The sequence below is a fragment of the Enterobacter sp. Sphag1F genome (genome assembly GCF_014193275.1).
Classification (GTDB): Bacteria; Pseudomonadota; Gammaproteobacteria; order Enterobacterales; family Enterobacteriaceae; genus Pantoea; species Pantoea symbiotica.
On record NZ_JACHZD010000006.1, the window covers coordinates 174906 to 199187 of the forward strand.

18 protein-coding genes are annotated in these 24282 nt (G+C 52.8%); 8 read left to right on the top strand and 10 right to left on the bottom strand.

Annotated elements, in window-relative coordinates:
* Positions 1-187 precede the first annotated feature (187 nt).
* The 3 genes from FHW71_RS19140 (at position 188) to FHW71_RS19150 (ending at position 8009) form a co-directional block, all read left to right on the top strand.
* Positions 188-6166 carry an autotransporter outer membrane beta-barrel domain-containing protein gene (locus tag FHW71_RS19140; RefSeq protein ID WP_179452673.1) on the top strand — a complete coding sequence of 1993 codons (5979 nt, stop codon included), beginning with the start codon at positions 188-190 and terminating at the stop codon, positions 6164-6166.
* Between the two features lie 242 nt (positions 6167-6408).
* Positions 6409-7326, top strand: a complete 918-nt coding sequence (locus FHW71_RS19145) for an ABC transporter substrate-binding protein (protein WP_179452672.1) — start codon at positions 6409-6411, stop codon at positions 7324-7326.
* Between the two features lie 8 nt (positions 7327-7334).
* A complete protein-coding gene (locus tag FHW71_RS19150) occupies positions 7335-8009 on the top strand; it encodes an RraA family protein (protein ID WP_179452671.1) in 675 nt (224 codons plus the stop codon).
* Positions 8010-8035: 26 nt separating this feature from the next.
* Here the strand turns inward: FHW71_RS19150 and FHW71_RS19155 are convergent, their stop codons facing one another.
* The 9 genes from FHW71_RS19155 to FHW71_RS19195 form a co-directional block, all read right to left on the bottom strand.
* Positions 8036-8956, bottom strand: coding sequence for a nucleotidyl transferase AbiEii/AbiGii toxin family protein (locus FHW71_RS19155; RefSeq protein ID WP_179452670.1), 921 nt, complete (start codon positions 8954-8956; stop codon positions 8036-8038).
* Positions 8953-9492 (bottom strand): DUF6088 family protein, encoded by a 540-nt coding sequence (locus tag FHW71_RS19160; RefSeq protein ID WP_231103513.1) that lies wholly within the window; start codon positions 9490-9492, stop codon positions 8953-8955. The genes FHW71_RS19155 and FHW71_RS19160 overlap by 4 nt, the downstream gene beginning before the upstream one ends.
* A 159-nt stretch (positions 9493-9651) precedes the next feature.
* Positions 9652-10488: a metal ABC transporter permease gene (locus FHW71_RS19165; protein WP_061719518.1), complete on the bottom strand. Its 837-nt coding sequence runs from the start codon at positions 10486-10488 to the stop codon at positions 9652-9654.
* Positions 10481-11344: an iron/manganese ABC transporter permease subunit SitC gene (gene sitC, locus FHW71_RS19170; protein ID WP_154157176.1), complete on the bottom strand. Its 864-nt coding sequence runs from the start codon at positions 11342-11344 to the stop codon at positions 10481-10483. Before sitC ends, FHW71_RS19165 begins: the two co-directional genes overlap by 8 nt.
* Positions 11328-12134, bottom strand: a complete 807-nt coding sequence (locus tag FHW71_RS19175; protein WP_179452669.1) for a manganese/iron ABC transporter ATP-binding protein — start codon at positions 12132-12134, stop codon at positions 11328-11330. The genes sitC and FHW71_RS19175 overlap by 17 nt, the downstream gene beginning before the upstream one ends.
* On the bottom strand, positions 12131-13033 hold the full coding sequence (locus tag FHW71_RS19180; RefSeq protein WP_179452668.1) for a metal ABC transporter substrate-binding protein: 903 nt from the start codon (positions 13031-13033) through the stop codon (positions 12131-12133). The genes FHW71_RS19175 and FHW71_RS19180 overlap by 4 nt, the downstream gene beginning before the upstream one ends.
* 193 nt (positions 13034-13226) lie before the next feature.
* On the bottom strand, positions 13227-13583 hold the full coding sequence (locus FHW71_RS19185; RefSeq protein ID WP_179452667.1) for a cupin domain-containing protein: 357 nt from the start codon (positions 13581-13583) through the stop codon (positions 13227-13229).
* A 33-nt stretch (positions 13584-13616) separates the two neighbouring features.
* Positions 13617-14402, bottom strand: coding sequence for an amino acid ABC transporter ATP-binding protein (locus tag FHW71_RS19190; protein ID WP_179452666.1), 786 nt, complete (start codon positions 14400-14402; stop codon positions 13617-13619).
* Position 14403: 1 nt separating this feature from the next.
* Positions 14404-15054, bottom strand: coding sequence for an amino acid ABC transporter permease (locus FHW71_RS19195; protein WP_061719512.1), 651 nt, complete (start codon positions 15052-15054; stop codon positions 14404-14406).
* A gap of 264 nt (positions 15055-15318) precedes the next feature.
* Here FHW71_RS19195 and FHW71_RS19200 point away from each other — a divergent pair, with 264 nt between their 5' ends.
* The 3 genes from FHW71_RS19200 to FHW71_RS19210 all read left to right on the top strand — a co-directional run bounded on the left by FHW71_RS19200 (position 15319) and on the right by FHW71_RS19210 (position 18166).
* A complete protein-coding gene (locus FHW71_RS19200) occupies positions 15319-16068 on the top strand; it encodes an ABC transporter substrate-binding protein (protein WP_061719511.1) in 750 nt (249 codons plus the stop codon).
* A gap of 128 nt (positions 16069-16196) precedes the next feature.
* Complete coding sequence (locus FHW71_RS19205; protein WP_179452665.1) at positions 16197-16802, top strand: cupin domain-containing protein; 606 nt, start codon at positions 16197-16199, stop codon at positions 16800-16802.
* Positions 16803-16837: 35 nt separating this feature from the next.
* Positions 16838-18166: an FAD-binding oxidoreductase gene (locus tag FHW71_RS19210; protein ID WP_179452664.1), complete on the top strand. Its 1329-nt coding sequence runs from the start codon at positions 16838-16840 to the stop codon at positions 18164-18166.
* A gap of 206 nt (positions 18167-18372) precedes the next feature.
* On the opposite strand, the gene FHW71_RS19215 is transcribed toward FHW71_RS19210, so the two are convergent.
* Positions 18373-19659 (bottom strand): PAS domain-containing methyl-accepting chemotaxis protein, encoded by a 1287-nt coding sequence (locus tag FHW71_RS19215; RefSeq protein WP_179452663.1) that lies wholly within the window; start codon positions 19657-19659, stop codon positions 18373-18375.
* A gap of 450 nt (positions 19660-20109) precedes the next feature.
* Between FHW71_RS19215 and FHW71_RS19220 the strand changes: the two genes are divergently transcribed.
* Positions 20110-22089: an autotransporter domain-containing protein gene (locus tag FHW71_RS19220; protein ID WP_179452662.1), complete on the top strand. Its 1980-nt coding sequence runs from the start codon at positions 20110-20112 to the stop codon at positions 22087-22089.
* Positions 22090-22397: 308 nt separating this feature from the next.
* Entirely contained in the window at positions 22398-24251 is a 1854-nt protein-coding gene (locus FHW71_RS19225; protein ID WP_179452661.1) for a hypothetical protein, read from the top strand.
* Positions 24252-24282 lie beyond the last annotated feature (31 nt).

Consider the following 24282-nt stretch of genomic DNA (forward strand, 5'->3'; position numbering starts at 1 on the left):
CATCTCTCCCACCTCACAATTCCTTAACTCAAATTGGACGTTTTCCTGCGTTAGCGTAGATACTCATTTCATCCGATTTCAAATATTAAAAACCTGAAACAAAATAATTCAATCACTTAAATACCTCTGAAGCGTATTGGCATTCTGCCGTACGCGTTTTGTCTTTTCTCTGCATGAGGAAAACAACGTGTTTAAATTAAATCCGGTGTTACTAAGCCTTGTGGCTGCGCAAGGCGTGATGTTCCCTGTGTTGCCGACAACGGCTGCGATATTAAGACCTTACACGCCTGAAGTGAATGACAATAAAGTTGGCGCTTATTGTCTTTGCAATGGCAGCACGCAAACGCTGAACGGATTGCCGCAGTTCGCGCCCGGTGAAAGTGGCGTGGGCAGCGTTACGATTGGCGAGTTGCGATCGATTGGCCGTATTATCAATGACAATGTGATTGGTGCGGAACGATTACAAATTGGGCCGCAAAATCACACCATTGGCATTCTCGATCCTAATTATCATACCTATGTCAATTATCAGGTGTTTAATAGCGCGGAACTGGTTGATTTACCCTCGGTTAATCTCGAAACCGTCGTACCAGATTATTTTGATGTGAATGACAAACAATATATCGATGCGCGTGTTGCGTCAGTCAGCAACGGAACCTTGAACGTCGATATTGGTAAACACGATGCCGCAATCAATTCCTCCAGTAATAGCTGGTCGATGGCAGCGAAGCAAAGCCAGTTATTTACCGCCAGTAAGAAAGGGAATTTGAACTGGAATTCTAACAACCGCATCACCTTTACCGCGGGCACCACGCCGTCTGGTGGCGATCGTTTAGCTTACGATGTCGACAATGTGGTGGAATATGCCGGTGAATTTAGCGTCGGCACGTACGATGGTGGCACCACACAATTCAACGTCACTAATCTCTACGAATTGCGTAAATACAATGACTGGCTGATTGGTCAACTCTCCAACGGCAACATCATTACCGATAACTACAACACCGAATTTAATAAAGCTTTTAAACTGCGCGATGGCCGCGTGGTGTATCGCATGAGCACCAACAATTACGATGATGAAGTGGCGTTGCCGATATTCGATCAAGTGGTACTCAGCGCTGATGGGCCAAAAGCGACAGTCAAAATCAATCGTGGCAAAACGCTTGAAGTGGTCAACAGCGATAGCGCGGTGATGCATGCCAGCAACGGCGCGAAAGCGATTATCAACGGCAAGCTTTCCAGCACTGGTTCGGGTTTGGAATTACTAAAGGGCGCGCGTGGATTCAATAACGGCGTGATCAATAGCGGCTTCCTTAATAACGCTGATGGCAAAGGCGTGGATCTCAACACTATCGGCAACGGCGGAATCGCAGTGAGCGCCGAGTATGGCAGCAAATTTATCAATCGTGGCGTGATCAATCTGCAACCTGGTGCGGGATACAGTGCGGGCATCACAACCTACAACAGCAAGGTAGTCAATCACGGTAATATCAATGTCGGCGTCAGCGACGTTTCCAACGGTGGCTCAGCGTCTGGCGTGATGCCGAGTAGTGATGGGCAAGGTAGCTTTGTGAACGCCAAAGACGGCACGATTTACATCGGACGTTCACCGCAAAATCGCAAAAATGATGCCACGCAAGATGTCGCGGTCAACATGAGCGGCGGCGTTAACGGCATCTCGCAACTGCTTGATTCCAGCGCCATCAATAACGGCCATATTGTTATCGGATCCAAAGTGCAAAATGCCACAGGCATGCGCGTGGAACTGGCTCCGCACGCGACCACCATCAACAACGGCGTGATTGATATCAACGGCCAGGCGCAGCCCAATCCGGCAGAAAATGTTGGCATGTTGGTGCTTGATTCCGGCAGCCTTAGCAACAAAGTGATTAATGCTGGAGCCATCAATGTGAATGGCTTCAACAGCACCGGTCTTAAAGTCATCGCGCGTGATGGCAAAGATTCGGAGGCGTATTCCAGCGGTGCGATTAACGTTCTCGGCGATGGCGATCGCTACGGAACATCCTATAACACGGCGGTTTGGGTGAAGGGCGATCCCGGCGGCACCGCGTACGCCAATCTTACCGGGCCGATTCGCCTCGGCGGCACCAACGGCATTGGTATTCGCGCGGAAGGCAGTGCCGCCATTGATGTCAGCGCCAATTCAATTCCCGTTTCCGTTCCCAGCTCAAGTCTGTTCACCGGACGACAAATCAGTTTCTACGCCGTTGGTCCCAACGCCAGAATCAATTTACCCGCCAACGGCAGTTATCTCTCATCGGTTTACGGCGGCACGATTTTCCGCGTTGAGGATGGCGCAGACTTCGACGGCACAGGCCGCACGCTGTCGATGACCAACAGCTTCGCTACCGGCGTGTACGGCAGCGGTCAGTACACTGATGTGAATACTAATGGCGGCACGTTCAATATTTCTGGCATGTATGCGCGCGGTATTGAAATTACCGATGGTGCGCAAGCTACCATTGATGCCAACGCGCGCATCAAATTGCTTGGCATCGGCGCGACGGCCGCCATCGCCGACGGCAACAAATACACCTTACAAGGCGAAGCCATCAATCCGGCAACCCAGTTCAATCCCGATACGTTGTTGATCAACCATGCGCCACTGAGCGGTGAAGCTAACGATCAGGAAGCGCTGATCGTCAAAAATCAGGCGCAACTGATCAATACCGGCGACATCACTTTAGGCGGGAGAAACACCACCGGGATTCGGGCGGAATCTGGCGCGTTCGCCTTTAACCGTGGCGTAATTACCGTGACAGGCAACAGTACCGGCCTGTATGCCAATGGCGATCCGCAATACGGTGATGGGCAAACCTTGACGCAGATTTTCAACAACGGTTTGTTGAACGTGTATAGCGTTGATGGCATGAACTTGTTCACCAGCAAAGGCGTGGTGGCCTTTAATGAGCTGGCGCGGATCTACCAAAGCGGCACTATCAACCTTTACGGCACTAACGCGATGGCAGGATCGGTATTTGCTGGCGGCTTGTTGGAGTTGGGCGACGGCAATAGCGTGGAGTTTCACGATCCCAACCAATTCGGTTTTCGTGCCGCCGATCCCGGAACGCGCTTGATCACCCACGGCGGCGTTACTCAAGTCGGAGCCGACAATGCGCTGTTGTATGAGATCGTTAATGGTGCGAGGCTGGATGCCGCAACGCCGGGCAGCGTCTCGTTATATGGAAACAGCATCACCGGCATCGATGTCAGCGGGCCGGGCGCTTTGGTGTCCAGCACCGATAGTTACTTCACCACGGGCAAAAATGTCACCGTGCTGCGTGCCAGCGACACTGCAAAAGCGTTCATCACCAGTAACATTGCGATGCACGGTGAATTCAGCACGGCGGCAATCGCCAGTGGCGGCGGCACGCAAGTATCCGTCGCCGCACCCATCACCGGCAGCGCCGACAATGTTACCGCGTTTGACGTCAGTTCAGGCGCGCACCTCGTCAATCAGCAGCAAGGCTCGGTGAATTTCACCGGTTACAATAGCACCGGCGCGCGCATCTACAACGGCGGCCATTTGACCAATCGTGGCAGCATCTTCATTGCTTCCGGCATCGGTGTCGATGTCGGCAGCGGCTATAACCAATACGTGCCGATAAAAGGCCGTTTGCAGGTTGATGATGGCATCGCAGCGGTACGTGTCGGTAACGCTGGCTGGCTAAATATTGTTGGCGATGGGCAGGTCGCAAGCACCATTCAGGCGCGAGGCGGTGCGGATGGCGTGCGGCTGGAGCCGGGTGCACGCGGCTTTGAAGCCAGCGACATCACTATTCTCAGCTACAGCAGCGGCAGCGCGATCAACAATATTGCCGAAAGCACTAATATCTCCCTGAAAAACGTGGTGTTGGATGTTTACGGCGGCAACGGTGTGCGTTCAGTGACGTCGTTGGATCCCAACGGTAAAGTGCGCATCAATGTGGCTGGCAACGGCACAGGCTACCTTTTCGAAAATGTCGATGGTGTCAGCACCACCAACAGTCTGGTGCTGGGTAAAGATTACTCGATTGTGGTTTCGGGTGAAGGTACTGGCATTCGCGCTAACACCGACGGAAGAGTGATTTCTCGCGGTGTGATCGACATTCTCGATGCGGATGGCGGCTCGGCGATTGTCACCCGTAATGCCAGCCAGGTGATCAATCAGGGAACCATCAGTTCACAAAGTCGCGTGTCGCCGCTGATTGATCTGCGCGGCGGGCAAACGCTGTTCATCAATCAGGGAACCATCAACGCACCATTCCCGGATCAAGTGGTGGTGGCGGGCGGCGCTGGAAGTAATGTTATCGCATTGCTGGATGGTTCGGTGATCGGTGATGTAAATACCGGCGACGGCAGCGATGAACTGATCGTTACCGGCGGCACACTGAACGGAAGCCTGACAATGGGCAACGGCGAAGCCAATCAGGCTTCAGTGCAGAAAGTGAGTTTGGCGAATACCGCGCACATCACCACCGAAAACGGCGCAGGCAGCACGCTCAATCTGAGTGAACTGACGGCGCGCGGCGGCTCGTTTGTCAGCGATGATGCCAGCAAAGGCACCAATCTCGGGGCGGGCTGGAGCACGCTCAACTTCTACAACACCAAATGGACGCTAACCGACAATATTAAGCTGGCACACAGCACCATCAATATCGATGCCGGCAGTACGCTGTTCGCTGGCGATAACGTCAATCCGCTGCTGCAAGGCGCGACCAATGATTCGCTAGTGGTGAATAACGCCGGTACGCTGGATCTCACTAATGGCGGCAACGCGGCGGCGAATGTTTTAACCATTGATGGCGAACTGGCATCGGCGGGCGGCAGCCTGAAGCTCAACTCAACCGCCACGCAAAGTGACACCTTGCGCGTGAACGGCAATGTCTCTGGCACAACCTTAATTGAGGATACGCTGGTCGGCGGTCCGCTGCTGGATAGCAATAACGACGGCGTAATTGCCGCCAGTGAAGGTGTGTCGCTGGCGCAGGTCACCGGTAGCGCCAATGCCACCAGCTTTGCGCTGAAGGGCGGCTATGTGGTGTCCGGTCCGTGGCAATACGGCTTAGCCAGCTTCGCGCCGGGTAATTCCACAGCGGGCACATGGGATTATCGACTCGCTAACACCTTTGTCTGTGAAGACGGTTCGCTGTGCCAGCCGCAAGCGGGTAGCAATCAGCGTGCCGCACGGCTGGCGGTGACGCCGCAGGTGCCGTCTTACATCTCCGCGCCGGTTGGTTTGGCCTATTACTCGCTGGCGGTGACCGACGATCTGCATAAACGCCTCGGCGAACTGCGTCAGCAGCAAACCGCGCCCGATGATGTGGGCGGCGAGATGTTTATCCGTTATCTCGGTTCCAATCTGAAATATCAAAGCAATCGCGGTTTGGCCGATTACGGCTACGACTTCGATTTGGATTACAGCGCGGTTCAACTGGGCGGCAACGTGCTGCGCGCCGACGGCCCGCAAGACAGCCTGCGCGGCGGCGTGGCTTATACGCGCGGTAACACGCGCATTCGCCCTCACGCAGCCGACGGTTACAGCTCCACCAGCTTCGACAGCGACAGCATTTCGCTGTACGGCACCTGGCTGCGCGACAGCGGATTCTACCTCGATGGCTCGTTGAGTTGGGGTTGGTATCGCGGAGAAACCGACATTGCACGGCAGAAAGAGGTGGCATCACCGAAAGGCAATGGCTGGACGGCGTCTGTGGAATCGGGCTATCCGTTCACCTTCGCCAACGGCGTGCGCCTTGAACCGCAGGCGCAAATCACCTGGCTGCAGATGAAAATGGACAGCTTCACCGATCGCGATCGCACGCGCGTGTCGTACAACGATTACGATCAAACCATCGGCCGGATCGGCGCACGCCTCGATCGCACCTGGCTGGACGCCAGCCAGAATGCCTACACGCCGTACCTTCGTGCCAACTTCTACAAAGGCTGGGGCGGCACCGCGAAGACCAAAATTGGTTCGGCGGATGCGGAAGGCAGCCAAACCTTTGAGAGCGGGAAGTTTGGTCAAATGTGGGATGTTGGCTTAGGCGGCAGCGCCACGCTGAATAAGGACGTCGCGCTGTATGCCGAAGCGGATTACCGCAAAGAGATCGATGGCAACGGCGCCAGAGGCTGGCGCTATAATGCGGGCATGAGGTGGTCGTTTTAAAAGTTAGCGCATCCAGATGTTCTCTTCATATTGCCCATGCTGAACTCTTCAGCATGGGCAATATGCCATATACAGCCTCTATTATTGATTGTTTCATTCTGAAATAAACATTTATCGCTAACTTAATGCGGATTATGAATTTCATCCTTTTGACCTGATCTTGTATGGTGCGTTAAAGGGTATCAACTCCTTGCATTATAAGAATTAATTATTTCCATTTTATTTTTCACCTGGGGTAAATCATGCTTAATATTAAATCTCTCATAACGGGAGCGGTTCTATCGTCTGCATTATTAACGGCATCCGTTTATGCGCAGGAAGAGGCGGGCGTTGCGGCTAAATTTAATTTTCAGGTGAAACCTGATGCAAAATTACAGTCCTTATTACCGCCTGAGATCGTTCAGAAAGGTTATGTGATTGCCGGCACCAACCCTAATACGCCGCCCACCACGTTTTTCCTTGAAGATAATAAAACCTTATCTGGTCGCGACGTCGATATTATGAATGCGATTGGTCAGCGTCTGGGTTTAAAAGTTATCTGGAAAGATACCGGCGGCTTCGACAATATTATTCCAGGCTTAAAAACCGGCCGCTTTGATGCGGTACTGTCAAATATTCGACCCAGCCAAAAGCGTTTCGCGCAAATCGACTTCGTGAGTTATTTCGACAGTTCACGCCAGGCGGTGATTTCACGGAAAGATAAAAATGTGCCACCGTTTACCCGCTTAACCGCGCTCTGTGGTGAAACCGTTGGCGCAGGCGTGGGCACGGCGCAGATTGAGTTTCTCAACGAAGCCAGCAAAACCTGCCTCAGTGAAAATAAGCCGGCGATTCAGGTTGCGGTCTTCCCGAGCCGTCCTGATGGCGTGGTCGCGGTATTGAGCGGCAGAACATCGTTTTATTACGGCCCGTGGGAAGGGTTGGCGTATCAGGCCGCGCAGCTGAAAAATCTGGCGATTACCGGTGAAATTAGCGTGCAGGAACCACCGATGTCGATTGGATTACCGAAGGGATCGCCAATTGAGAAGGCGGTGCAGGCCGCGTTGAATTCATTAATTCAGGATGGCACTTACCAAAAAATCCTCGATCACTGGTTCATTGGTTACGGTGCGGTAAAAGAAGCCAAACTTAATGAAGACGTGTTCGCTAAACAGTCATAGGAAAAGGTATGAGCGGTTTCCGCATCGTTAAAAGAACACGTAAAGCCAGTGCGCAGCAGATTGCGGCCTATCAGTATTTACCGGTGGCGAATATCAGCGACGCCATGCAGCGCTTAACGGCGGGCGGGGCCAATCTGCGTCCTTATCACGCCGGTGGCTATATGGCAGGTGCCGCGCTCACTGTGAAGTGTCGGCCTGGCGATAATTTGCTGGTGCATTACGCACTAAATATTGCAGAACCCGGTGATGTGATTGTGGTGGACGCCGGTGGAGATGTGACCAACGCGATTGTCGGTGAGCTGATGCTGACCTATGCGGCGAAGAAGCGCATCGCTGGCGTGGTAATTAACGGCGCGGTGCGCGACAGCCACAGTATCCGTAACAACGCTTTGCCGGTCTATGCGGCGGGTGTTACCCATCGTGGTCCTTATAAAGACGGACCTGGCGAAGTGAATGTGCCGATTTCGATAAATGGCATGGTGATTGAAGCGGGGGACCTTATCGTGGGTGATGATGATGGCGTGCTGTGCGTGCCTTTTGATCACATCGATGAAATTCACGCGCTGGCCAGCGCGCGCCACAGCGGTGAAATCGCCAAACTGCAGGCTATCGCCGAAGGACGCAATAAGCGCGATTGGGTCGAAAAGAAATTGCGCGAGTTGGGGTGCGCGTTTCCATCGTAGGGCGATATTAATAGCAATCTGTATCTTTAAAGGGCAGCTTTCATTTCCATAAATAAGCCACGCACGGATGTATCCAGATAACTGAGATAACTTTCAACCGAAAGCGTTCTTTCTAGCGTGGAGGAGTCAATAAAACGGCTCATTTGCGCGTTAAATTCACGGCTCCTGATAATATCCGGAAGTTGCTTGATCGCATGCTCAACTAAGCCAAGATAATTCACCACACCATAATCTTTGATTTTTGCTGTAACGAGTTCAGGAACGAGCTTAGCACCACGTGTGATCAACCAAGCCAGATCCCAAATATCACGATGACGAATTTTTACCGAGTCTGTAGCTACAGCTCTTCCCTGGTTATCGAGTAGTGAAGTAGGAAAAGCCAATACTTTATCTGCCAGAATTTCATCAAGGGTTTCGGTGTTAACCAGTACTACTGGCATTCCGACTAAAAAATCATAGTTGATTCTAAGCGCGACTAATTCGCGGGTGTAGGCGGGAATGTTGGCGATTTCTAATTTTATTTTCTGGCGTGGCATGGCGGGATTTTCTGGGGCGGTTTCAATGGAGATCCACCATTTTTCCACGCGAACGTGATTTATGCCGTCTTCTCCTACTTTAGCGGGCTTATTGTTTACCACGACATTAAGCCCAAATCGCTCGCCGATTCGCTTCTCAACACAGGCCTTAATTTTTTGCATGCTATCTGCTGAGAAGTCGCTACCACCAGCAAAGTCGAGGTCCTCGCTAAAACGATCTGATCCTCGACATAGCCTTAGCGATGTTCCTCCCTGAAATACAATGTCTTTTAGCAACCCTTCAGCATCAAGCGCTTGAAAAATTTCATAATGAAGTAATTCCTTTTCAACGACCGGGCGCATCTTCGACAGTGAGGCATTAGCCATCGCTAAATCGACGAGTTGATTAAAATCGGTTTTATCAATGATCATGCAATTTCCCCTTCCTGGTATGCTTGCATTGCTTCTTCTTCCACCATATTGGTGTTTCGTCCAACGCGTAACAGATCACGAATTGCTGCAGTTTGGGTGGCGATGCGTAAAGGCCGGCCTTTAGCGACCAGGGTGTTTTTGACAATTTGCGCAACGTTACGTTTGGTATGGGTGAATTCAATTGTGCCAAAAGGCGTATCAATTAAACCACTGGCACCGGTTGTCATTAATGTCATACGATTAATAGGAATCTGAGAAATTACCCCATATTCCGATAACACAGATTCAAGGCTCACATAAGACATGCTTCCCGGACGAAGTGCTTTAGCAATTTCTTCCATCATCCAGCGGTTTCTGGATGAAGCGTTCGGATTCACATACAGGCCACGCGCGACTCGCTGCAGCAACTTATCATCGACCATCCGCTTTAACGATTGCTCCATCGATTTGTCGGATTCAAGTGGGAAGAGCTTCGCGAGATCCTTCTTTGGCAGCACATAAATACCTTTACGGTCCATCTCGGCAAGCTTACTCATCAGCTCGAGTCTTTTCATTAGTTAATCTCAACCCCTCATGTTTAATGGGTTAGCATTAACATAACAGTAGGATGTGAAATAGAGTGAGTCAAGATAAGTTGTTTTCAACCCCTCAAGAATGAGGGGTTAGAGGTGACTTAATTCATGGCGACCACTTCATCATCCATGCGCTTGCTGCGTGCGGCGATCCCTCACCGTGACATACAAAAACGCCAGCACGAACAGCGCCGCGTAGATCACTACAATAGTTGGACCCGGCGCGCTATCGAGGAAGAATGAGGCGTATACGCCGCTGAAACCTGTCACCATCGCAATGCCAATTGCCAGCAACATCACCTGCACGAAACGACGCGCCAGCAGCAAGGCGATAGCGCCGGGCGCGATCAGCATCGAAATCGAAAGAATCACGCCCACCGATTTTAGCGCGGCGACGATGGTTAGCGAGATCAAACACAGCAAGCCGTAATGCATTAATTTACCGTTAATGCCGCAAGCGCGTGCCTGATTGGGATCGAACGCGTGCAGCAATAAATCGCGCCACTTAATGCCAATCAGCAGGCTGACAATCACCGCGATGGCCGCGGTCTGGATGATATCCGCCAGGCTGATGCCCAACATATCGCCGAACAAAATGTGGTCGAGATGTACTTCAGGCTGCAGTTTCAAATACAGCACCAAACCGGCGCCAAACATACCGGAGAAGACGATGCCCATCACCGTGTCGGGTTTGATGCGGCTGTTTTCGCTAATGTAGCCAGTCGCGACGGCACACAGCATCCCGGCGACAAACGCGCCGATGGCGTACGGCAAGCCAATTAGCCAGGCGATGACCACGCCAGGAAACACCGCGTGGCTCATCGCATCACCGAGCAATGACCAACCTTTAAGCACCAGAAACGCCGACAGCATCGCGCACGGCAGCGACAGCACCAAAGTGGTGATCAGCGCCATGTTCATGAATTCGAACTGGAAAGGACTCAACAATAATTCAGCCATTTACGCCGTCCTCCAGAGTCTGACGCGCACGGCGGCGCGCCGCCAGCACGCCATGTTTTGGTGCGAAGACAAAGGCCACTAAAAATACCAGCGTTTGTGCCACCACAATCACGCCGCCGGTCGCGCCATCAAGGAAGTAGCTGCTCCAGGCACCGAGGAAGCTGGTGATGCTGCCAATGGCGACGGCGATCATTAACAGACGCGGGAAACGGTCGGTTAGCAGATAGGCGGTCGCGCCGGGCGTCACCACCAGACAAATCACCATAAACGCGCCGACGGTTTGCAGCGCGGCGACGGTGGACGCAGAGAGAAGGGTAAAGAACAGGATCTTCAGCCGCAGCGTATTCAAACCGAGGGAACGTGCGTGGCTCTCGTCGAAGAAGGTCACCATCAAATCTTTCCACTTCAATAGCAAAATGGTCAGGGTGATAAAGCCAATCGCGCCGAGCTGCCAGATATCGGCGGGCGCAACCGACAAAATATTGCCCAGCACGATGGTTTGAATATTCACAGACGTGGGATTGAGCGACACCAGAAACAGGCCGATGCCGAAAAACGACGAGAAGATCAGGCCGATGATGGCATCTTCTTTTAAGCGCGTGCGCTGATTGAGGAACAGCATGCTGCCCGCCGCCAGCCCGCCGGAAAGAAACGCGCCGAGCGAAAAGGGCAGTCCGAGCATATACGCGCCCGCCACGCCGGGCACAATCGAGTGCGACAGCGCATCGCCAATCAGTGACCAGCCTTTCAGCATCAGAAAGCAGGAGAGAAACGCGCAAATCGCGCCGACCAGCGCCGCGATCCACATCGCATTCAGCATGTATTGATAGCCAAACGGCTCAATAATCCACGACATGGTTCGCTCCCCGGTCCGGATTTTTGTCTTTCATCAGCTGCATCAGCACCGCGTTACGCTCATGCAGCGCGCCATCAAAAGTCTGCGCCAGATTATCGGCGGTGAAAGTGTCATGCAGCAGGCCGCTCGCCAGCACGGTGTTTTTCACCAGCACGCAGCGATCGCAGAAATCGGGGATGGCGTTGAGATCGTGAGTAGAAACCAGCATGGTGCGGCCTTCGTCGCGCAACTCTTTCAGCAGGGCGATAATCGCGGCTTCGGTTTTGACGTCAACGCCGGTAAACGGCTCGTCCAGCAGGATAATTTGCCCACTTTGCGCCAGCGCGCGTGCCAGAAACACGCGTTTCTTCTGCCCGCCTGACAATTCGCCAATCTGACGATGGCGATAGGCGCTCATTCCCACGCGTTCCAGCGCCTGATCAACGCTCAGTTTATCGGCGGCACGCGGAATACGCAGCATGCCCATATAGCCGTAGCGGCCCATCATCACCACATCTTCCACCAACACCGGGAAGCTCCAGTCCACTTCCTCCGCTTGCGGAACATAGGAAACGATGTTGTGTTTCAGCGCTTTATTGGCCGGCAAACCGGCCAGCGTTACCGCGCCTGAGGAGAGCGGCACAAATCCCATGATCGCTTTGAACAGCGTGGATTTGCCGGAACCGTTAACACCAATCAGCGCGGTGATGCTGCCCGCTGGCACGCTAAAAGAGGCTTTGCGCAGCGCCGTGTGGCCGTTGCGATAGGTGACACCGACATTCTCGACGAGTAAACCTGCGGCTGGGTTCATTTCTGGCTTCCTTCTGTGATGCCTTTCACCACGGTTTCAGTGGTGACGCGCAAGAGATCCAGATAGGTCGGCACCGGGCCATCGCTGTTGCTCAGCGAATCGACGTACAACACGCCGCCGTAATGAATGCCGGCTTCACGCGCCACTTGCTGCGCGGGTTTGGCAGAGATGGTGCTTTCACTAAAGATGGCAGGGATTTGATGATCGCGCACCGCATCGATCACTTTACGCACCTGCTGCGGCGTGCCTTGCTGATCGGCGTTTATCGGCCATAAATAGAGCTCTTTCAAACCAAAATCGCGCGCCAGATAAGAGAAGGCACCTTCACTGGTCACCAACCAGCGTTTATCGGCGGGCAGCTTGTCGATAGCGGCACGCATCGGCGCGATGGTTTGCTGAATCTGCGCTTTGTAACGCTCGGCGTTGGCCTGATAAATGGCGGCATTGGCGGGATCGTATTTTTGCAGCGCGTTACGGATGTTATCGACGTAGATCAGCGCGTTATCCGGGGACATCCACGCATGTGGGTTTGGTTTGCCGTTATACGGGCCTTCAGTAATACCCATCGGCTCAATGCCTTCTGTCACGGTAACCTGCGGCACATTTTTGAGACGCTGGTAAAAACGGCTGAACCACAATTCCAGGTTAAAGCCATTTACCAAAATCAGATTGGCACCCTGCGCGCGACGAATATCGCCTGGCGTGGGTTGGTATTCGTGGATTTCTGCGCCGGTTTTGGTAATCGACGTCACGTCCGCCGCATCGCCCGCGACGTTTTTCGCCATATCAGCGATCACCGTAAAAGTGGTCACCACTTTGAGTTTTTCAGCCGCTGACGCGGTAAACGCGCTGAGTGATAGCAGGACGGCGATCGCAGGCAAAAGGCGTTGAGTGAACATCATCATCTCCAGAGAAATATAGCCATTGCTATAATATATAGCTGATGCTATCTATATGAGTCATTTTTGTTCACAACGCCAGTATCTAGACGAAAATTTACGAAAGGGGAACGGTAAATAAAGGCAGGATTTTGTAGGGTGCGCATTCATGCGCACCTGGCAGCAATTCACTTTTAGATAGGCAGCGCATCAATCAGCTGGCGTCAAAAATCACATACAACTTGCGCATGGTGTTTTCAATTACCCAGGTGCCTTCGGTATTGGCTTCAAAGAACAACGAATCGCCGGGTTTGAAGTGCAGCGTCTCTTCACCATCCGGCGTGAAAGAGCCGTTGCCGTTGAGGAAGTGCATGATTTCGGCCTGTTTCACCGAGCGGCGATAGGAACCGACGCTACATTCGAAGATTCCCGTATCGATATCTTCTTTGCCGGGAATCACTTTCTGAATGCCGGATAACGCAATGCTGCCGGTGCCAGGCAAACCTTCTACGCTGCCCCAATCTTCCATCGATGCAATGGCGGCGGGTTGGGTGATTTTTTGGACTTTCATTATTTTCCTCTGAAGTAGGTGTTGTGCGGTTATTTATCCGTGGTCGCCATGAATGGCGACCCTACGGCAACAGTCGCAGGTGGTGGAGACCACGTTGCCCAGCACGCGGCGCAGAAAATCCTGGGTGCGGGGCTCCTGCGGTTTAAGCAGAATGTGGTCGGCGGGGCCTTGTTCGACAATCTGTCCGCTGTGCAGGAAACAGACACGATCGGCGACTTCGCGTGCGAACTGCATTTCATGCGTCACCACAATCATCGTCATCCCTTCACGCGCCAGATTGCGCATCACCTGCAGCACTTCGCCCACCAGTTCCGGATCGAGCGCCGATGTCGGTTCATCAAACAATATCGCTTTCGGTTGCAGCGCCAGCGTGCGGGCAATCGCTACTCGCTGCTGTTGACCGCCGGAAAGTTGCGTCGGCCACGCGTTGATCTTCTCCGCCAGACCAACCATCGCCAGCAGATCTTTAGCGCGCTTCTCCGCCACATGACGCGGTTCGCCATTGACGTGCATCGGGCCTTCCATCACGTTCTCTAACACGCTGCGATGCGGGAACAGGTTGAAGCGCTGGAACACCATGCCAATCTGCCGACGCAGATCGTTGATGCTTTTATGTTTGTTATTGACGCGCTGGCCCAGCACGTTGATGTCGCCGCCTTCATAAGTTTCCAGGCCATTGATGCAGCGCAAAATGGTTGATTTCCCGGAACCCGACGGGCCGATCAAACACACCACTTCGCCTTCTCTGACGTTGAAACTCACGCCTTTCAGCACTTCGACATGACCGAATTTTTTGTGCACATCACGAATCTCAATCATCTCAGGCTCCTTTAATCTGGCGTTTTTCCAGCTGCTTGGTCAGCGCCAGCAACGGCAGGCACAGCACCAGATAAAGCAGCGCCACCAGCGTATACACCGTGGTGTTGTCGAAGGTGGACGCGGCAATCAGCTGGCCCTGACGCGTCATCTCGGTGACGGCAATGGTGGAGGCCAGCGCGGAATCTTTCAGCATCATCACCAGCGTGTTGCTGTAAGGCGGCAGGGCGACATGAAACGCCTGCGGCAGCACCACGCGGCGCATCGCTTTCGGGAAACTCATGCCCATTGAGCGCGCGGCTTCGAGCTGGCCGCGATCCACCGATTCAATGCCGGCGCGGAAAATCTCAGCGATATAGGTCGAAAAGCAGAAGGCGATACCGATCACGCTGGCCTGAAATGACGACAGCGTTATGCCAATATCGGGGAAGACGAAATAGATATAAAACAGCACCACGATCATCGGCAGGCCGCGCGTAATATTTATTACGGTCGCAATCGGCCAGGAAATTATTTTCCACGGACACATCTTCGCCGCAGCAAAAATCAGTCCCAATGGCGTGCTGATTATCAGGGACAAAATGGTGATGTAAATCGTCATTTCAGCCCCTTGCAACAGGAAGGGCAGATAAACGTGAATACTACTCCAATCCATGATAATCCCCTGCAGATAAATTTCATTATAATGAATATCCCCGATGGCGAATCACTGTCAATCTTTACCCGCCGAACAGAGATAGCTTTTACTTATTGTCGTCATACGAATAGGCTATAGGTTAAATAACGCTTGTTATCAAAGGGGTTAATCCTGAATTGTGAATTAACGCAGGGTGATTAAATAAAACATTGACAGACACCTGACTAATTTCATTATAGTGAAAATGACGTTCGCCCTTTTCATTTGATTCAGGAGTGAGTTATGTCTGCTAATCGTTCCCGGTTATTATTCACGTGTCTGGCGGCTGCATTTAGCCTCAATGCTCAAGCGGCGGCGCTGACCGCCGGTTCACCGCCTTCCAGTGCGCCAACTACGTTTCTCGATACCCAAAGCGGCAAAATTGAAGGCTTTATGCCGGATGTGGCAGCCGAAGTGGCGAAGCGCCAGCACCTCGATATTAATTACACCGCCATCCCATTCTCCACGCTGATTCAATCGGTGATTGCCGGCAAAATCGACATGATTGTGGCCGGTATGACGCCCACCGAAGAGCGCGCGAAACGCATTACGTTTTCTCAGCCGGTGACCGCGTTTGGCGCGGGTTTGGTGGTGCGTGACGACAACAAAAAGACCTATAACTCGTGGCAGGATGTGAAAGGTGACATCGTCGGCACCATGGCGGGCACCGATTACACCCAAAGCCTGATGGCGAGCGGCATCGCCAAAGAGGTCAAGGTATATGACAGTCCGGCGGATATGACGCGCGATTTATCGCTCGGACGTATAGCGGCGGGCATGAATGATTATCCGATCCTGAAAGCGCAGGAAAAAGCCGGCGGCCTGAAAGGCATGCACGTTATCGACGGTTATAAACCCGAACATGTTTCGCCGATGGCGTTTGGCGTGAAAAAGGGCAATGACCAATTAATGGCGCAGATTAATAGCGCGCTGACCGCGATGAAAGAAGACGGCACTTTGCAAACCATTAAAACCAAATGGGGCATGCCATAACTTCGCTGCGGCATATTTTGCTGTCTCGCACCGGTAATTTCAGCGATAAACACAGTATCAGGGAAATAAACGCGGCGACTGCGCTGTGCGAAATTGGATAAAGTTATCCGCTGGAAGGGTAAAAACCGATGAAGAGAGTGAGTATCAGTGACGAAGCAACGGATGCGCAGGACGCGGATATTGGATCGCGCCTGAAACGGATTCGTAAGGCGCGCAATATGACCATCACTGATTTGGCGCAGCTGGCGAATGTGTCTGCTGGTGCCATCAGCCAGATCGAGCGCAACCTGACTAATCCCACCGTGCGCGTGTTAGAGCAGCTGAGATTAGTGTTGAAAGTGCCGCTTTCAGCGTTCCTGGAAGAGAATCAAACCAATCTGCGCGGCGCGGAACATTATGTGCGTCGCGCCATTGAGCGGCCGCATTTTAATGTCGGCAAGCGTGGGATCTCCAAGGAGATGCTGTCGCCGTCAGGCGATCACGATTTGCAGTTTATGTTCATCAATGTGCCGCCGGGCGTGCGTTCCGATGAGATGTTGATGGGCAAGGGCGAGAAGGCCGGTTTGGTGATGGAAGGTGAGCTGACGCTGGAGATCGATGGTGACAGTGCCATTTTAACCGCAGGCGACAGCTTCCAGTTCCAGAGCCATTTACCGCACAACATTTTTAACCATAGCGCGAGTGAAGCCAGAGTGTTGTGGATCATGCACATTCCCTCTGAACATCATTTGTGATTTCGTCACCGAAGTGGCGTGCAGGACTTGAGACGATGCGCATAAAAATCAATGCAGTAGCAGACAGTGAACGCTTTCCCGAATCCGTCGATGTGATTGTCATTGGCGGCGGCATTATTGGCACGTCGGTGAGTTACGAACTGGCAAAACAGGGCGTTTCCGTGGCGCTGTTTGAAAAGGGCGTGATCGGCGGCGAGCAATCCGGTCGTAACTGGGGCTGGGTGCGCCAGCAGAACCGCGACCTGTACGAGCTGCCGATGGCGATGCGCAGTTTGCAGCGCTGGGACGAGCTGAGCAGCGAAATCGGCCTCGATCTCGGCTTCTCGCGTCAGGGCATTACTTACGGCACGCAGAGCGAAAGCGACTTGGCGCGCTGGGAAGCGTGGGGCAAACAGGCGCAGCAAATTGGCTTCGTCAGCCATCTGATGACCGCGCAAGAGACGCGCGAACGCATCGGCAACAATTCGCCGTGGATTGGCGGCGTGTGGTCGCCCAGCGATGGTCGCGCGGAGCCGTCACTGGCGGCACCGGCAATTGCGACCGGCGCGAAAAACCTCGGCGCATCGATCCAGCAAAACTGCGCGGTACGCGGCCTCGATGTTTCCGGCGGACGCGTGACCGGTGTCTGGACCGAGCGCGGCCTGGTGAAAGCCAATCGCGTGATCTGCTGCGGCGGCGCGTGGAGTTCGCGCTTCTGCAAGCAGTACGGCATCGAACTGCCGAGCGCCAATATCCTGGGTACCGCGTTCAAAACCACGGCGGCACCTGAAGTGATCAAAGGTTGTCTCAGCACCGGCGGGTTGTGTATTCGTCGTCGTCAGGATGGCAGCTATACCGTGGCGCTCTCCGGGCGCGGGCAGATTGACCTCGCACCGCAAAACATCCGTTATGCCACCAAGTTCTATCCGATGTATCGCAGCAAGATCGCTAAGAAGCTGAAGATGCGCATTAATGGCTCGTTCTTCAATGGCCCGGAAGCCGCTGGTTCGTGGTCTAATCAAGGTGTGTCGCCGTTTGAGAAGATCCGCACCCTCGATCCGGCACCGGACAACGGCATTGTGCAGGAAGCGATGCAGGCGCTGGTGCAGCTTTATCCGGAGTTGAACGGCATTAAAGTGGATCACGCTTGGGGCGGCTGGATTGATACCACGCCGGATTTGGTGCCGGTGATTGATGAGATGACCAGCATGCCGGGCTTATTTATCGCCTCTGGCTTTAGCGGCCACGGTTTTGGTATCGGGCCGGGTGCAGGCTTGCTGTGCGCGCAGATGGTGAATAACAAACCGTTGTTCACCGATATGAAGCCGTACAGTCTGGCGCGTTTCGCCAAAGGTCAGGCGATCCGTGAACCGCAGATGATGTAATCACAACCCCGCGACCGTAGGGTCGTCATTTATGACGACCTTTCCGCTGACCGCACGATACTTTTTCCAGGTCGCCATAAATGGCGACCCTACAAAACCGTGTGATCATTCTGATGCGTATTCCGACCGTAGGGTCGTCATTCATGACGACCTTTCCGATAACCGCACGATACTTTCCAGGTCGCCATAAATGGCGACCCTACAAATCACACATCCAAACGATGAATCACGTTCACAAACTCATGTACGCCGCTGTTAATTTCCCGCAGGCTGCGTGACAGCACGCTAATTTTATCCTGCTCGGTCACCACAAACTGCTTCACCTCACTAAGCTGCTGCTCCATCTGCGCAATCAAACTGGCGTTGTGTTCCACCACTTGGGTGATCTGCTTGGTGGCGCTGGAGGTGGATGCCGCCAAACGTCTCACTTCGCCTGCCACCACGCTGAATCCGCGTCCCGCTTCACCCGCGCGTGCCGACTCAATCGCCGCATTCAGCGCCAGAATATTGGTTTGTGAGGCAATCAGGTTGATAGTCTCGACCACCTCGCTAATGCTTTTCGCCGAGGCGTTGAGCTCCGCACCAATTGCCGTCGCCGCATTCACCTGCACCGCCACCAATCCAGAGTTGCGGATGGTTTCATCCAGCACCTCATTGGCGTTGTCGGTGATTTGTGAGGTCTCTTCAGAGGTCGTCAGTGCGATGTCGGCCACGCGCTTGGCCGCTTCCACGCGCGCGGTGATATCCGAAGCGATTTTAATCACCTTATAGACCTTGCCATCCGCGTCATAAACCGGGTTGTAACTGGCTTCAAGCCAGATACGTTCGCCGCTGGCAGTTTTGCGTTCGAAGCGGCCAACAAAGTGTTCACCTTTGGCCATCTTGCGCCAGAAGTCCGGATTTTCGCGGTAGAAGTTATCGAAGCAGAAAATACGATGATGTTGCCCAACAACCGAATCCAACTCATATCCCATGTGCTTGAGGAAGTTATTGTTGGCCGTGAGGATTTGACCATCCGGCGTAAATTCGATTACCGCCATGGAAAGGTCCAGTGCGGTGATCACCGCTTCTTTGTGCTCCAGCTCCTGATGACGTTCTGTAATATCCGAAGCCACCTTGATCACTTTGTAAACATGGCCTTTGTCATCGCTCACCGGGAAATAGGTGGCGCTGAGATAGAAGCGCTGGCCTTGCTTATTGAAGCGCTCAAAAATGCCAGTTACCGATTCGCCCGACGCCAGCGTTTGCCAGAAGGCGAGGTAGTTGGAAGATTGGCTGTGTTGCGGGCTGCAGAAGATGCGGTGATGTTTTCCCTGAATCTCATTCAGCTGGTAGCCGGTGGTGGCAAGGAAGAGGTGATTGGCAGTAAGAATCTCGCCGTTGGGCGTAAATTCAATCCATGCCACATGCTGTTTGATCGCATTGATATCTTTAACCACATCGCCACTTTTATAAAAGGGCAAGGTAAGACTCGACTTTTTCACACCAAACATGGGAAGCCTCAGGCGATTATTGTGCTGTTGAACGTAAGGCGTGCAGCACCAATCTGCTCACGTTCAGGACGTGTCGCTTAGGCTGCCCGCAGATCCCCTTCGCCGTACACTTCAAAGTGTCTCTGTGCGCCGCAGCGCCGCATGGGGGTATTTAATTAACCGACCTGATGTTTTCAAAAGTACCGATCAGAGCGTAGTCGAACTCTGCATCGTTAGTTATCGGCGGCCTTATTTAAAGGTTTAATTTAAATACATGTAAAAGAGCTGTTCATAAACTTTGGTTAATTTGCCGCTGCAAACTGGCATAACGCCTCCTTCCTGACTAAACAGTTAAACGTCCTTGATATTTTCCTTACGCATTCCTGATGCGATGTTGCGGGTTCGCTTGATGCGCGGACCTAACCTTTTGCCGGTCAGACGACGTAACTCTGGCCCATCACGGAGTTGATGATGAACAACCACAAATCTGCGCTTTCCGCTGTCGCCATCGCCACACTTAGCGCGTTGCTGACGCCTGCTCCCGCGCTGGCATGGGATAGCCTGACCGTGTTTGGCGATAGCCTGAGTGATAGCGGCAACGTGGGCCGCTTTACCTTCGACGGTGCACAGCATCCTTTATATGACGAGATACTTGCCGCGCATTTAGGCGAGGACTTGCAGCGTTCTACACTGGGCGGCAGCAATTATGCGCAGGGCGGCGCGGTGTCGGTGCCGAAGCTCGATCCGGATTTAAACACTCAGGATCAACTCGCGGGTTATCTCGCCTCAACCGGCGGTCGCGCTGACAGCAACGGTCTGTATATTCATTGGGTCGGCGCCAACGATATTGCCGCTGCCGTCACCAATCCCTTAACCGCCAGCGAGACCATCAGCAACAGCGCCAATCAATCGGTTGCACAGATCAAAATGCTACTGGATGCCGGTGCGGGAGCGGTCATTGTGCCAACGGTTCCGCAACTCGGTTCAACGCCTTATATGATCCAAACGGTGTTGCGCGTATTAGGTACCGCAGCCACGCCAGCGATGGTGGCGGCATTTCAGTCGCTGGATAGCGTCACCACGCCAGATAAAGCCGCGCGGCAACAGGCGGTGCAGGATGCGTTTACGCAAGCCGCGGGCGAAGTCTCTTCTGTTCCGGCGGTGCGCGACGCGCTGGCGCAGCAGCTGTACACCGCCTGGCAGGAACTCAGCGAGCAAGTTACTGCGCTCTCCGACGGCTATAACCAGCAGGAAGAAGCGGGGCTGGCGACATTGAATGGCAATATCGTGCGCGTTGATATCGCTGGGCTGTTTGATGAAGTGATCGCCAATCCGACGCAATATGGCTTAACCAACACCATCGGCATCGCGTGTCCTATCGGGACGTCAGCGGATGAGTGTAAATCCAGCACGCCAGGTTTCTCCAGCGCGCAGGATTATCTGTTCGCCGATCGTCTTCATCCAAGCCCAGCGGTTCATGCGATGATCGCCGATTACATTCAGTCGATTCTGGATGCGCCAGCGCAAGTGGCGGCGCTGTCTCAATCGCCACTGATGATGGCGCGCGATACACAAAACACGTTGGATGGGCATTTGCAGCAACAGCGTCAGCAGCCTGCCAGCGCCGGACAGTTCACGGTGTTTGGCGGTTACGCTGGGCAACACGTCGATTATCAAGGCGACAGCTGGAGCAACGGCAGTGCCAACACGGCCAACTTAACGCTCGGTATCGGCTATCAGCTCACCGACAACTGGCAAACCGGTGTGCTGTTCTCCAACACCAATCAGCGCCAGGAGCCTTCTTCCAACTACGATTACAAACTGCGCGGCAATCTGGTGGCGCTTTACAGCCAACTGACGGTGTTCGATCAGGGCTGGATCAACGCCGATCTGCATTATGCCGACCTCGATTTCGACAGCATTGAGCGTGATATCCACATCGGCCCGGCCAAACGTACCGAGCAGGGCAGCACCAGCGGTAAACTGCTCGGCATGCGCGTGCAAACCGGCTGGACGCTGCCGCTAACCGAAAATCTCAGCACCGGACCGGTCGCCAGTTACGCGCTGGATTATGGACGCGTCGGTGGCTATAGCGAAAACAGCGACAGCAGCACCGCGATGCGCTACTCCGATCAAACCACCCATTCACAGATTGGCTTGGTGGGCTGGCGTATCGACAGCAAACAGTGGGTGGTCAATCCGTGGGCGCAGGTGAGTTACAACCATCAGTTTGGCGATACCGATTCCACGGTGCGCGCCGGGCTAAAATCGACCCGAACGTCGTTTGAACGCAGCATTGAGGCGCGTGATAAGAACTGGCTCGATCTGTCGGTAGGTGCCAACGTGCCGCTGGCTGAAACGGTGAATGCTTTTGCCGGTGTTTCAACGGTTGGCGGCAATAGCGATTACCATCAGGTGACGTGGAATGTCGGTGTGAACGCCACTTTCTAAGTATTAAGGCCAGTAACCCATCGTTACTGGCCAGTTAATTTATAATGACATCTGCATCATTTATTAAGTCGTGTTTAAGACATATTCCGCGCTTTTCGTACCGGCTATATCAATAAACTGTCTGCGATTAATCTGTAAATCATTTCCTTCCCGTTACGCTTTTTTTCATTAATCATCATGTTGCCTGGTATTTCCAAAAACGCATAATTAAATACCACCAGTATGACTGGCACGCATCAACACATTAATTTTCAATTACTTATACTCGATGGTGCAGTTACTTTCTCTTAATAATTAAGGGGTACACCATGGCGAATGCGTCCAGTAATACCAATCCACAAAATGCAGTAGCAGCGGCGGCTACCGTTTATCAATTTCGGGATGTTGCAGAATTAAAAGCAACAGAACCCACCGTCGGAGGCACGATCGGCACTGTGCTTGAGTACACTCGTGGCACAAAAAGTGGCGGAGGTGTTTTTGTTTACGATGCCACTGATACGACATCTATGGATGATGGCGGGCTGATTTTTGTAACTGCGGGGAAAAAGCGCTGGAAGCGCGTGGTGTTAGATTACAACTCAGTGACTGTTTTGGATTTTGGCGCAGTGCCAGATGGCAAGACTGACTGCATAGAAGCGGTGAAACGCATGTATACCTGGTCACAGCGCGTACTGCCATCGGCCGGGATTCGCTTTACGGCGGGCGTGTTTAGCATGTCGACATTCGACATCTCTGATAAAGAAATTAATCGTTTCAAAGTCGCAGGTGCGGCGGTCAACTTCGGCTATTTTCCAACCACAACATTGGTTTTCAATTGGGAAACTAAACCGCGTGGTCAACTCTTCTTTAAAGTGCAGGCGCGCTATGCGGAAATCTCAGGGATTGTTGTTAAAGGGATGAGTTCTGATAGCGGTGGTGATGGTGGTACCGCATTTAACACCGTCGGCTTTTACGCCAACACCATTATCGGTGGTCAGTTCTTGCGTGTGAGCAGTATGGAGTTCCGTTATCTCGGCGGCAGGGCGTTGGATCTCATCGATACGCTGGATTGTAAAATCGACCAGTTTTATTCCCGTGGCTGTCAGGACAGCATTGTCTACGCGCGCTGGTCCGATCGTGAGCAAGGCGCATGGGATCACTCCACGGCAATTGAACTCTCTAACTTCAACTTGCAAGGCAACACTAAAAAACCGGTGCTCGATTTGCCGCGCTGTACCCAATCCTTTATTCGTAACGGCTGGATTGAACATGCGGAGTTTGCTGGCGATCTCACCAATGGTCAATGGGTGATTGAAGGACTGGCGATTGAATCCACCGATAATCCGCTAAAACTGGGTTATTGCCGAGCCACCATTATTCAAAAAAGTATTCATAACCAAAGTGCAGGTTTTGATTACAGCACCGCAGGCATTGAACCCTGGACGCTAATTGGCGAGGGCGATCGTGGCGTGCTGGAATTTTCCGATTGGGGGATCATTGCGCAGGGCTCATTGAGTTACGATTATATTTCCTCGCAACACCACATGGATAATCGTACCGAAAATAATAAATGGTTTTATGTTGGCGAATTTAACTTCTCCGATGCGACCTCGCAGATTCACGTCCGTGTGGTGGGCAGTGCGCAATATAACTCCCAAAGCGAAACGCAAAAAACCCATAGCAATCGCACGCCAGAAGGCGCAACTAATATCTATTTGCAAGCGCGTGATGGTGCTAACACCATTGGCAGTTGGTACGGCGAAGGTTCCAGTCCGGTAGTGAAAGTTCATATTTCCGGCAATGGAGCGAGAACCAAACTCTATGTAAAAATCGCTGCCTATACTGGATTCTCCACCGCATTGGTCACCACCAACGGTAAAGATCGCTATCAAGCAGGATTATGTTTTATCTTCCGCAAAAGCTTTACCGCTTGCAGCGCTGAGGAGAGTGCAACGCTCGATGCGGCACCGACCGTGGCGTTTGAACAACATTGGATTGGCAATAAAGATGTGGGCTTTGGCTATAACAACAATAAAGAGTTGTTACTGCAGGGAACGTTAGTTTTAGGCCAACCAGAAGAGTATGAGCCTGGTAAGTGGCGCACACGCCGTTATTTAAAAGTACGCGTAAATGGCGAAGAGTGGAGTATTCCATTGAATTCAGCCACAGAACCTTATATCTAAATAATAGCCAGCAACTGCGGTTGCTGGCTTT